The 10,909-nt window shown below is 67.9% G+C and carries 10 protein-coding genes; 7 read left to right on the top strand and 3 right to left on the bottom strand.

The window, feature by feature from the left end:
* Positions 1 to 1,465 precede the first annotated feature (1,465 nt).
* The 4 genes from ABEB06_RS39190 (at position 1,466) to ABEB06_RS39175 (ending at position 4,953) form a co-directional block, all read left to right on the top strand.
* On the top strand, positions 1,466 to 1,993 hold the full coding sequence (locus tag ABEB06_RS39190; protein WP_345694647.1) for an RICIN domain-containing protein: 528 nt from the start codon (positions 1,466 to 1,468) through the stop codon (positions 1,991 to 1,993).
* Positions 1,994 to 2,399: 406 nt separating this feature from the next.
* Positions 2,400 to 3,398 carry a hypothetical protein gene (locus ABEB06_RS39185; RefSeq protein WP_345701699.1) on the top strand — a complete coding sequence of 333 codons (999 nt, stop codon included), beginning with the start codon at positions 2,400 to 2,402 and terminating at the stop codon, positions 3,396 to 3,398.
* Positions 3,399 to 3,624: 226 nt separating this feature from the next.
* On the top strand, positions 3,625 to 3,948 hold the full coding sequence (locus ABEB06_RS39180; RefSeq protein ID WP_345701698.1) for an RICIN domain-containing protein: 324 nt from the start codon (positions 3,625 to 3,627) through the stop codon (positions 3,946 to 3,948).
* A 420-nt stretch (positions 3,949 to 4,368) separates the two neighbouring features.
* Positions 4,369 to 4,953 (top strand): SMI1/KNR4 family protein, encoded by a 585-nt coding sequence (locus tag ABEB06_RS39175; RefSeq protein ID WP_345694650.1) that lies wholly within the window; start codon positions 4,369 to 4,371, stop codon positions 4,951 to 4,953.
* Positions 4,954 to 5,243: 290 nt separating this feature from the next.
* Here the strand turns inward: ABEB06_RS39175 and ABEB06_RS39170 are convergent, their stop codons facing one another.
* The gene (locus ABEB06_RS39170; protein WP_345694651.1) at positions 5,244 to 6,050 is read right to left on the bottom strand and encodes an alpha/beta fold hydrolase; all 807 of its coding nucleotides are present in this window, start codon (positions 6,048 to 6,050) and stop codon (positions 5,244 to 5,246) included.
* A 626-nt stretch (positions 6,051 to 6,676) separates the two neighbouring features.
* Here ABEB06_RS39170 and ABEB06_RS39165 point away from each other — a divergent pair.
* Positions 6,677 to 7,687, top strand: coding sequence for a tetratricopeptide repeat protein (locus tag ABEB06_RS39165; RefSeq protein ID WP_345701697.1), 1,011 nt, complete (start codon positions 6,677 to 6,679; stop codon positions 7,685 to 7,687).
* A gap of 320 nt (positions 7,688 to 8,007) precedes the next feature.
* On the opposite strand, the gene ABEB06_RS39160 is transcribed toward ABEB06_RS39165, so the two are convergent.
* A complete protein-coding gene (locus tag ABEB06_RS39160) occupies positions 8,008 to 8,841 on the bottom strand; it encodes a hypothetical protein (RefSeq protein ID WP_345694653.1) in 834 nt (277 codons plus the stop codon).
* Positions 8,842 to 8,951: 110 nt separating this feature from the next.
* Here ABEB06_RS39160 and ABEB06_RS39155 point away from each other — a divergent pair, with 110 nt between their 5' ends.
* Complete coding sequence (locus tag ABEB06_RS39155) at positions 8,952 to 9,230, top strand: hypothetical protein (RefSeq protein ID WP_345694654.1); 279 nt, start codon at positions 8,952 to 8,954, stop codon at positions 9,228 to 9,230.
* A 24-nt stretch (positions 9,231 to 9,254) separates the two neighbouring features.
* Here the strand turns inward: ABEB06_RS39155 and ABEB06_RS39150 are convergent, their stop codons facing one another.
* A complete protein-coding gene (locus tag ABEB06_RS39150; RefSeq protein ID WP_345694655.1) occupies positions 9,255 to 9,857 on the bottom strand; it encodes a ribonuclease FAU-1 family protein in 603 nt (200 codons plus the stop codon).
* Between the two features lie 488 nt (positions 9,858 to 10,345).
* Between ABEB06_RS39150 and ABEB06_RS39145 the strand changes: the two genes are divergently transcribed.
* Entirely contained in the window at positions 10,346 to 10,870 is a 525-nt protein-coding gene (locus ABEB06_RS39145) for a ferredoxin (RefSeq protein WP_345694656.1), read from the top strand.
* Positions 10,871 to 10,909: the final 39 nt, after the last annotated feature.

Here is a 10,909-nt window from a genome sequence, read left to right as displayed (position 1 = left end):
CGCGCCGTCTGCTCCGCAGACATGACGCGCCGTCACTAACGTGACGGAATGACGCTGCGTGACTCCGTCACGCAGTGACGGAGGGTGGTCAGCGACGCTTCGCGCCGCCGGGCCCGAGTCTGGTGCCGGCCTATCGCAGCGTGGGTTCGTACGGGCCCCGTGGCTCCGCCCCGGGGCCGGAGACCGGCTAGCCTGACATCATTTGTACAGGTCAGTTGGAGTTTTGGTGCACTCCGTGCGCCGGGCTGACTGGGGGAGCTTGCTGGCGCTGCTGCGAGAGGTGCCGGCCAGTACGCGGCGGGCGCCAGGCCCGCCCTATCTTGCAGGCACATTCTGTCACCGCAGCCGGGCCGGGTAACCCCGGAGCCGAACATGCAGCACCACTAGCACAGTGGTCTACACCTCCAATATTGGTCTAGACCCAAAGGTGCCCGATCCGAGCCTGAAAACCCACCCATGGCCCCGAAAAGGGCCTATCAAATTCACCTGTCATCCGATCATTGAGCCTTTTCAGGGCACCCACCGATCGGGTGACAAGGCGGACATGGCAGCCGATCCGGCTGACCGCGTTCCCCTTGGCCCGGGTGGTCGTCAACGGTAGACAATGTCTCACCCTGCCGAGTAGGAGCTGAAAAAGCTCATTCCGCAACCCCCTGACCCGGAAAGCCCTTAGCTGCCCGGCCTGCCGAACCATCAGGAAAACGGCCCAGAAAACCGCTCGGACAAGCCGTCAACAACCCACGAAACATCCCGGTCTGACCGTTGACGATATGACAAGAAATTCCACCACAACACCAACCCGGCCTCATGCAAAAACCCCCATATACAAAGCCGGCTCCATCCGGAGATGCCGCCGCCCCCATGGAAATTGACCATAAGGCCGACGGAATGGTGGCGGACCGGCGCTGGCCTCCGCCCTCGGGCCAGCGCCGGTGAGCGCCCTGCCCAGACCGACGCGCCGCACCCGCCAATCTCCCACTACCAGGACCAGGCACACAGAGAGGCAGTCGGGCTGATGAGATCAGCGAAAGCCTGATCTGAGCTGCGGAAACGGACGGGCGTCGCCATCCGCAGCCTACACTCCCACCCGCCCGGGTCCTTGTCAGCCCTCGCACTGTGCGTGCCGGTCCGGCTCGTCGCTGTGGGGTGCTTCTCCGTGGGGTGTCGAGGCCGGGATGGGGACGGCTGGCGGTGGCCGCGACGCGCAATCGCCCCTTGAGTACTGACTTCTGACTGACAGATGTGCCGGTAAAAAACATTCAAGTTGACCATGCGTAAGTCTTCGTGCAGTATGGCCGACTGATCATGGAGGGGGAGTGTACGGCGGGGCGGTCAGCATGAGCTTTCTGCACGCGCGATGCATCTGAACTTCCCGACACAGGGTCTACGATCTCTGGCCTTTCCAGGGAATCTCCACACGGGTGGGTCCATTCTGGGATCGCCCGGAATAAAAGGAGTGCGGAAAATGAAGAATAAGGTATCTAGGGTACTCACGGTTGCTGGGGCACTGGCCAGCGCGTTGGCGTTGGGCACGGTGAACGCAGGCACGGCATCGGCATACACTTGGGATGAGATCTACTCGTATGGCGCCGGCGTGTGTCTGACCCCCTATGGTGGTAGCACCAGCAATGGCGCCAACATCGTTCAGTGGCGCTGCGACACTGTCACCAATATAACGGCTCACAACTGGTCGTGGGACGAGATTCCGGGCGGATATCAGGTCCGGAACAGGAACAGCAATAAGTGCATCACTCTGTACGGGGGGTCCACTGCCAACGGAACGTACCTCACCCAGTGGGACTGCAACGGCTCCGCAGCCCAGAAGTGGTATATGGGCGGTTACAGCGGCAATTACACCATCAATCACGCGGGATCCGGGAAGTGCATGACCTCGAAGGGTGGAGACCAGAGCAGCAGCGGCGTCGTCATGACGCTGTGGGACTGCAACGGTTCCCCGGCTCAGAGGTGGTTTCTCGGGGATATTCAGTCCTGATCCCGGGCTGACCGCATTCGGCGCTGTGCGCTTGGCGCGCGGTTGGCATGCCCGCCAGGCCGCAGTGGGTAGCCAGTCTGGGTTCTCACCTTGTACACCTGGGGTGGTTGGTTACTGATCTTGGGACGCGGGTGTCATCCTCGTTCGTCAGCTCATGGTGAGGAGCGGACCTGCGGCGATCGGGGCGCGGGGCAAGTTCCCCGGCGCCGGCCGCCGCAGGCGTTCCTTCCACCGGTCGTCGCTGCCGATCCTTGCGCCGAGATCACCGATGTGATTCAGACTGGGAATCCTCAGGCCGGAGCGGGCTTGGGGGCGTGCCATGATTTGCGCCGTGAACTTTTCGAAATTCTCTTCTGGCCTACGTCGGCGTATCGGACGTGCTGGGCGTGTGGTCACGGTCGGTGTGATGGTTCTGGCCGGTACCTGTACCATTTCCGGCACGGCGCATGCGTCGTCGACGATCGCGCCGATCACCGCGAGCGGCTTCAAGCTCACTCTCGACTCCAGCTCGACCAGTGACATCAGCGCCGGCGAGGCCGCAAACGGTTCCCTGAACCCCGTCAGTCTGTCCTCCGTTCCTGCCGGGAGTTTCAGCTCCGGCAAGGACGGCCTGTGCTACCCGACCCCTTTCAATCCGGGTGTCTCGGCCGACGGCTACTGCTGGGGCAACACAGCTGACGACAGCGGTTCGGCCGGCTGGTACCCGCAAGGTTTCTCCGTTCCGCACTCCGCCGCGGCCGACGGAGCGTGGGGAGGCAGGCGCTGGGAGGTCGTCTCCTGGCACAACGGGGACAACAGCGTCGCCAAGCTGCGCTTCGTCGACCGGGCCAGCGCCACCCCGCGGTACGTGGACGTTCTCCTCGCTACCCTGGCTCAGGACGGGACGGTCACTCCTCTTCCCATCCACGCCGACAGCGTGGTCTGGTACGACAACAACCTCCTCATCGGCACGGGCGGTCTTGTCCAGGTCTTCCGGCTGGGCGACCTGATGCACAGTTCGGTCGGACTGGCTGGGACGGGATTCACTTACGTCCTTCCCCGGGCCTACCTCTACCGCACCGTCGCGACTGCAACGAGCGCGTGCGTCCCCGAGACGGGCAACACGCCGTGCCTCACCTCACTCAGCTTCGACCGCGCCAATGGCGCCCTGCTGTCGAGCGAATTCCGCCCGGACAACGCGAACGGCCGCATCATCCGGTGGTCCTTCGACCTCAGCAGTGGTCTGCCCAGGACGGGCACCTCCGCGCTCGGCGCCTGGACCACGCCGGTGTGGAAGATGCAGGGCGTCGTCAACGTCAACGCACCTTCTACATCAGCGCGGCCTGCCCCGGCAGCTTCGACAACGGATACCGGGAGAGCGCGTGCGTGCACAAGGGCTCGCCTGGCGGTTCCACGAGTGTCCTGACTGCGGTCCCCGACATGACGCAGAATCTCGACTGGGACTCCTCCACCGGCCGGATCCGCGGCGTGAACGAGGTCGGCCAGTTGGACCGTGCCCTGCCCCAGCGGCTCGTCTTCGACTTTGCGCCGACCGCCCGTTCCATAACGACCGTCCGCTTCAAGAACGTCAACAGCGGTATGTGCCTGACCCCGTACGGTGGCAGCCTGAACAACGGCGCGAACATCGTCCAGTGGCCTGCAACGGCAGCAGTCCTCAGAACTGGTACTGGAACGGCAACGAGATCAGGAACTTCAGCAGCAACCGCTGCCTGACCGTCTACGGCGGCAGCATCTCCGACGGTGCCGTCATGAATCAGTGGGACTGCAACGGCAGCGCCGCCCAGCACTGGGACCTGTCTCCTGGAACCGCCGGAGGCGCCATCATGATCAACGGCGGTAGCGGGCGCTGTCTGACCATCTACGGAGGCAGTGTCACTCAGGGCGCCGACGCGGTCCAGTGGACATGCCAGGCGGACAGCACGAAGCACAACTGGGTCGGCTACACCATCCCCTGACCCACTGCACTGATTCGCGGGCCTGTCGGCCTGCTCTCGGCGTGGCCGTAGTCCGGCGGCGGCCCCGGGCCGTTCACGGCGGCTGACCCTCCTGCGAGCCGGACCCGCCCGGGCCGCTGCCTCTGAGTGCCGGCAACGACTTGAGGGCGGTCCGGGTCGCAGGGCCAGCGCCGCGACTGACACGCCAGAGCTTCAACGCAAGGCCGGACAGCACTCCGGTCCAGGCCATCACGGCCACTTCTTTCTATCGAGTCCTGCGCCTCGTACTGCGCGGCCCTCTCCGGGCCCGGTCCGGAGAGGGCCGCTGCGGGGCGCCAGGGTGGTGAGGCTCGTTGAAAGTCGCTCTGCCCGCGCTTGCGTGAATATCGCTGAGCGGGCCCCGATCCTTGACCTGTCGGATGCGTCGGAGACGATGCGGCCGTGAACGACTTCGAAGAGTTGATCAGCCGAGTCGTGGCTGCGTCAGCCGCGAGTGACCTGCTCCGATCCCCGGTTTCCGCCGCAGAGCTGGCCGAGGCCGAGCGGAAGCTCGGCTTTCGCCTGCACCCTCTGCTCGCCGCGCTCTACCGAAGGGTCGGCAACGGCGGTTTCGGCCCCTCGGACTCCGTTCTGCCGCTCTCCGGCGGGCCGAACGCGGACTGGGAGACCTCGGTGGTGCAGGGGTACTCGGACAGGATCCCTCCGCAGGGATCGGACACTTGGTGGTCATGGCCCGAAGGGGTTGTCCCGGTGCTGGACTGGGGCTGCGCGATGTTCGCGTGCGTGGACTGCCGCAGCGACGACGGAACCGTCCTGCTCTTCGATCCCAACGCGATCAGCAGCCAGGACGTGTCCAGGGCGTGGTTCGTCGACGGAGGCAGCCTCGCCGAGTGGCTCGGGACGTGGCTGGACGGCCGAGGCTGGTACGAAGAAGACGCCGTAAATGGAGGCTTCCCCCGGGTCCGCTGGGCAGACGCGGCATCGCGACTGCAGCCGGCCCGGCTCAGGGACACGGCGCAGCGGTGACACCCCGGCCCTCCAACCGCACATCGATCCCGGGGACAGCACGTCTTCGACCGGGGCCCCATGATCGAGGAGTGCCCCGAGTGAAAGTTCCTTCGTTCACGATCCGCTCTGGGCTTCAGGGAATCGCGGCCAGAACCTTGAAAGTCCCCACCTCCTACTCGGGCTCGGAACAGACCTGCTCACCAGGTCTCCCCACCCCCAGGGCGCCGGCCTGGGGGTGGCACGGCAAGCCTCCAGAGTCGCCCGTCAGCCAGCCGCACTTCGGGGCGGGACGGCCTGCGCGGGTCGGGTCAGAGGGTGGCGAGGAAGTTTCGGACGGTGGTGGCGAAGGCGTCCGGGGCGGTGGTGTACAGGAGGTGGTCGGCGTCCAGTTCGGCGAACGCGGTGCCGGGGCGGCGCTCGATCATGGCGGCGGCCTGGTCGGCCGGCAGGGTGCCCTTGGTCGCGCGGATCAGCAGGGCGGGGCAGTTCGTGGCCGTCCACTGGGCCCAGTGGTCGCCGTGGACCTGGTCCTCGGAGCTGTACATGTCCTGCGGGTGGAAGGGCAGCCGCCAGGTGCCGTCGGCGTTCTCCCGCAGGCGGTCGGAGAAGTACGGCGCGGCCGGGCCGAGCCCTTCGACCAATGCCTCGCGGGTGGGCGCGTCGTAGGGCAGGTTCAGCAGGAACCCGAACGGGTTGGTGCCGTCGAGGCCGAGCGCGACCGGGCCCTCGGCGTTGACGAGCGCGGCGACGCGCTCGGGGTGGCGGGCCGCGAACTGGTAGGCGTTGATGGCGCCGAGGGAATGGCCGAGCAGGACGACCCCGCCCAGGTCCAAGTGGTCCAGGAGGGTCTCCAGGTCCGCGAGGTAGCCGTCGCGCGAGTAGTCGGCGGCGCGGTCGGACTCGCCCTGGCCGCGCTGGTCCGGGGCGATCAGCCGCCACTGGGGGCCGAGCGCCGCGGCCAGGTCGGCGAAGGTGGCGCCCTCGGACAGGTGCCCGTGCAGGGCGACCAGCGGCCGGCCCGTGCCGCCGAAGTCCAGGTACGAGAGCCGGCGACCGCCGATGGACAGTTCGGCCCGGGAAGCGGTGGCGGGCGTGGTCGCGGTCAGGTTGGTCATGTCTGGTCCCCCGAAGAGTCGGATGTGGTCGACGGCTTGATCGACGGGAAGAGCATAACCCGGAGTGGGACAATCGTGTAAGACATTTGTTCAACCGGTTTGATCGGCCATGCGTCGGCCCGGCCCCCTCGGCCGATGACCACAGTTGGCCAGTGATACCGGTAAGGCGCAGCCGGTGGGGCGGGTGCGCCTCACCCCATCAAAGCCGCGACCTGAACCACCGTCTTGAGTGTCAGCGGGCCTCTCTACGCTGGCGGCCGTGAGCATCGATGATCTTGAATGGCCGGCGATCGACCGTGGAGACTCCTGGAGGCTGGTGGACCTCCTGCTGGAGGGAGGGCACCTGGAGCTGGTGATCCGGGCCGCGTACGAGCAGGGCGAGTGGTCCTGTGCTGAGGCGGCCGCCCGTGAGTTGTGCCGGGTCGGAGAACACGAGCGGGCCCGCGGCGTCCTGGAGCCCTTCGTCGCGGCGGGCGAGCGGTCCGCTGTCCTGGCGATGGCGCACACCCTCATCCGGTGTGGTCGGATCGACGAGGCTCTGGAACTGGCCCGCCCGGACAACACCGGCCCCGAGTCGGACGGCGCGTGTTTCGATTTCGTCAAACTCCTGGCCCGCAGCCGGGCGCGTGGACGAAGCGATCGACTTCCTGCTGCCCCGCCTCGGCGGCTGGTGGCTGACGTCGACCCTGGTCGAGATCACCGAAGGACAGGACCGGGACGAGCGGGTGCTGGAGCTGCTGGACCCACTCGCGGAGAGCGCCCGGCACGCCCGGGGCAAGGCGCGGTGGAACCATCCCTGCAGCAATGCGCAGGAGCTGCAGGCCCTTGTCCTCGAACGTTCCGGCCGTGCCGACGAGGCGATCCGGATCCTCGGCGAAGACGTAGCCGCAGGCCGCTTCCTGGTCCAGAACACCCTCACCGCGTACGCCGAACTCCTGTTGCGGCACGGGCACGTCGAGGCGCTGCGCGAACTGGGCACCGGACCGCGGGCGGGCGTCGCTCTCCGGTACTACGCGCGGGCCCTCGAAGACGCCGGGAGGGCCGAGGAGGCGGAGCAGGTCCTGCGGGAGTTCATCGACTCCGCCGAGCATCCGGACCGCTTCCGCTGGCCCCTGATCGAACTGCTGGCCCGCCGGAGTCGCCTTGACGAAGCCGTCGAGGTGGGACGTCCTACGTTCGACTACCACGATGCCTGCCTCCTGGAGGGCGTCATCCACCTCCTCCAGGAGGCCGGGCGTCCCGAGGACGCCCTGGCGCTCCTCGACGAACGCAGCACCGAGTTCGTCGAGGACCACTTCTCCTGGCTCTCCTCGAACCGGCTGTGGTTGCTGGGCGAGGCCGGCCGGTACGACGAAGCCCTCGAGTACGCCGCGACCCTGCCCGCAGACGAATACCGCCTCCTGGAGACAAAGGCCTGGCTGCTCGCGGACTCGGGCCGTGTCGAGGAAGCCCTCGCGCTGCTCCGGGCCGGCGGAACCGCTCACTTGTCGGACCTGGCCGAAATCCTGGCCACCCATGGTCGCGCCGCCGAGGCGCTCGCCGTTCTGCCCATGGTCGCCGAGCAACGCGCGGCGAAAGAAGCAAAGACACCGGTCCCCACCGACGACCACGGCTACGCTCTCGAGCCTCCCTGCTGAACCTTGTCGCGGAGGATCTTGTGGTTCTTCATGCGGGCGAAGGTGTGCTCGAACTGCCGCATCCGCAGACCCGTGAACATCTCCCCCCACTGACTCGACCATCAACACGCTGCTTGCTCTGTTCGCGAGAAGGGCGGAACTCGTGAACAAAGCCACGCTGCGGGGCTGCAAGGCCATGGATCCGATCGTCGGCGGCTGCACGGCGCTGGCCTCTCCGGGAGCCAAAAGGGTCTGTCCAGCGCCCGGTGCAGGCGGTCAGCCGGTCGGTTGAAAATGCCTTCCTGCTCGGGCTTGCCATCCTCGTACGGCCCGTGCCGGGTTCAGGTATTGATCGCCCGGATCGAGCGAGGTTGACCGCGCAGGGCGGGCAGTTGAGCACAGTCTTCAGCCCCAGCCAGGCCCTCCCCCAGGGCCAGGAGAGAGAGGAGCTGCACGGGGCGGCCGGCCATGGCGGCAGCCTCCAGTTTGTGGTGGCCGTCGAGGAGGAAGTGCGTCAGACCCCAGTGCAGGTAGTAGTCGGCCGCCAGGTCGATGGCGGGCTGGCAAACGTCCAGTGTTGAGACCGCCACAGCTGTCGGGACCGTTCCCCGGTTCATGAGCTCGACGTACTCCTCCACGCGCTCCCTCTCGTTCCACGTTGGAGGGACCATGGGCACGACGAACTCATAGAGATGGGTGGACGCATCGACTGCCGTCTCGAAGGACCGGTAGTACGGAGTGTGTGGGTGCTCCGGGAGGCCCCAGAACTGGTCGAGCCCCCACGTGGCCACCTGTTCACCGCTGAAGTAGTCGCCTTCCCGGCCGGGAACGACAAGGCGGGGCTTCACCTGGAGCAGGACCGGAAGGTACTCGCCCTCCGGCAGCAGCGCGCCGAACGCGCCGACCACTTCATCGTCGTCCGGATCCGTCAGCGTGCCGGTGAGCCTCTCCTGCACGCTCTCCAGCGACAGCGTCTCTCTGGAGGTCACCAACCGACGAAACAGGAACTGGCACGTTCCACACCACGGGCTGAGTTCGAAAGCGGGTTCCCCCTTGACCACGAGCAACCTGCGCCCCGGCCCGCCCCCGGTCTCCTGTCGCTCCGTCTCGAAGCGCAGTCGCGCCTCGGGGGCCGGGATGCCGAGCCTGCGGGGTTCGCCCGATTTGATCACCATGGACCGACCGTACGGGCCGCGGAGGATCAACACCACCGACTACTGAGCGCGTAGCCGACCGGTCGGGCCAACAGCCTCGACGTAGGCGGGCCGGGGGTGGTTGTGCGGGCATGACGTACCCCTCCATCTCTTCTCGGCGGCCCGGCCTGGGCAGCGGGCTGACCGCGATGCTGCCCGCTGCCGCTCCCGCCACGGCTGCCGGCCACCGGGCCGCCGAGCAGCTCCTGCTGCTGCGCGAGGCGGCGGTGCCGGTGCTGGCGCTGACCGCGGCGGTGGAGCTGCTCGGGCTGCTGGCCGACAGCCAGGACGCGGTGGTCCGCGAGGCGGCTGCGGCGACGGCGGGCCGGCTGCGCGCGGCCGCCGAGGCCACGGCCGGCCCGGGCCGGTGAGGGCTGCTGGGTTGCGCGGTGACCCTACCGGGCCGTTCTGTCAGCACCGTCGGGAAGTTCGGGCAGGGGCCAGGTGGGATCCGGCGTCCAAGCGGGCCACGGAGCAGCGAACGGGCCCGCCCGGTCCTGGAGGAGGGCGAGGGCGCGCTCGCAAGCTTGTTCGACTGCTCGATGGTCGGTGTCGGTGATGAAGCCGAGGCGGCGGCCGTGCGCGTACTCGTCCTCGTCCTTCCACGTCGCCGAGGAGAGGTCGGGTTCGACCACCAGGTCGACGAGCAGGTCCAAGGTGTCGATCCCGATGCGGGTCCGGGTCACGGGGCGCTCGAAGTTCACGTACAGGCGCAGCGGCTCGCCTGCGGGGGTCTGGAAGTGGTGGAGGGAGAACCACTCGCCCGTGGTGTCGAAGCGGGAGCGCAGGACGGTGTGCCGCCAGACCCAGGGCTCCAGTTTCCAGGTGCCGACCGCAAGGCTCTCCAGGCCGCTCTTGCGGGTGGTGTCGTCGCCGGTGCGCAGCGCCGTGGTCCAGGTGGTCGGGGCGAGGTCGTGGATCCGGTTGGCGCCGATGATCGAAAAACTGAACTCCGTCGAGCATTGGACATAACTGCACCGGCCAGCGCCTCGGGCCACCCCGGCGGATGCCTTCGCGCGCCGGGCAGGACAGCGGTCCCCCGGACTGGGGCCGTGCCCGGCGCGCGGTTCAGGGCGGCCAGCTGCGACGACCCCGTCGCCTCGCCAGCCGCGGAGAGCGGTACCACCCTCCCCAGGGCGGCCCCCACGGCGCCCTGCGGACCCATTCCTACGGACACCACCGGGCGAGCCGCCAGGAGACCGCAGGGGCACGGATCCGGCCGCCGGATACCCGCCCCGGAGGCGCAGCGGCGCCCGGAAGCTCAACGCCATTGATGTGCGACCGGACCGCGGCGGGCGTCAGAGCCGGTGCAGTGCCGCGTCCTAGGGTGGGCGGCATGGAAGAGGCGCACGTGAGCAGGTCGGTCGGCTGGTGGTCCCGGATCAAGAATTGGGCAGGGGTCCGCCGACCCGATAGGCCCTTCTCCCACCAGTGGGAGCTGCGGCAGGCGGCCGCGCGGATGCGCGGGCGGCTTCTCCTGCACCCCGTGGAGGGGCGGTGGCAGGACCTGGCGTACTGGGATCCGCTGCCCACCGCCCGGGACATGGCCGGCTCGGTGGGCGAAGGGCGCTGGGAGGACCGCAGTTGGCTGAACGTTCCGGGACCGTTCTACGCCGGCGTGACCGACACCGGACTGAACGGCCCGTACTACCTGCCCGAGCACGTGCTCTCCAGCGACGAGCACTACGAGTTCGTCTACCGCCAGCCCGCCAACCCGCGCGAGGTGGCCGGCCTGCTGGAGATCGCCCATAGCGAGCCGATGGGCGGCTACGCATGGGACGGCGACCAGCGTTGGACCCCGCAGGCGGTACGAGAATGGTGGGCCCGCCGGGCCGACGTCCGGGACTGGATCACGGCGGAACTGGCGGCCGACGATCGGAACGAGCCGGAAGCCCTGCACCGGTACGCCGCCTACCTGGAGGACGGGCTGGAGACCTACCTGCGCGGCTACCTGTTCTGGCTGACCGAGGGCCGCGAGCCGCGCCTCGGCGAGGAACTGCCCAACCTCTGACACACCGCGTGCCCGCCGCCGACGAAGATCCCCGACGTC

It is taken from the genome of Kitasatospora terrestris (genome assembly GCF_039542905.1).
GTDB lineage: Bacteria > Actinomycetota > Actinomycetes > Streptomycetales > Streptomycetaceae > Kitasatospora > Kitasatospora terrestris.
The sequence above is the reverse complement of the archived record's forward strand: the minus strand, read 5'-3'. Positions and strand labels throughout refer to the sequence as shown.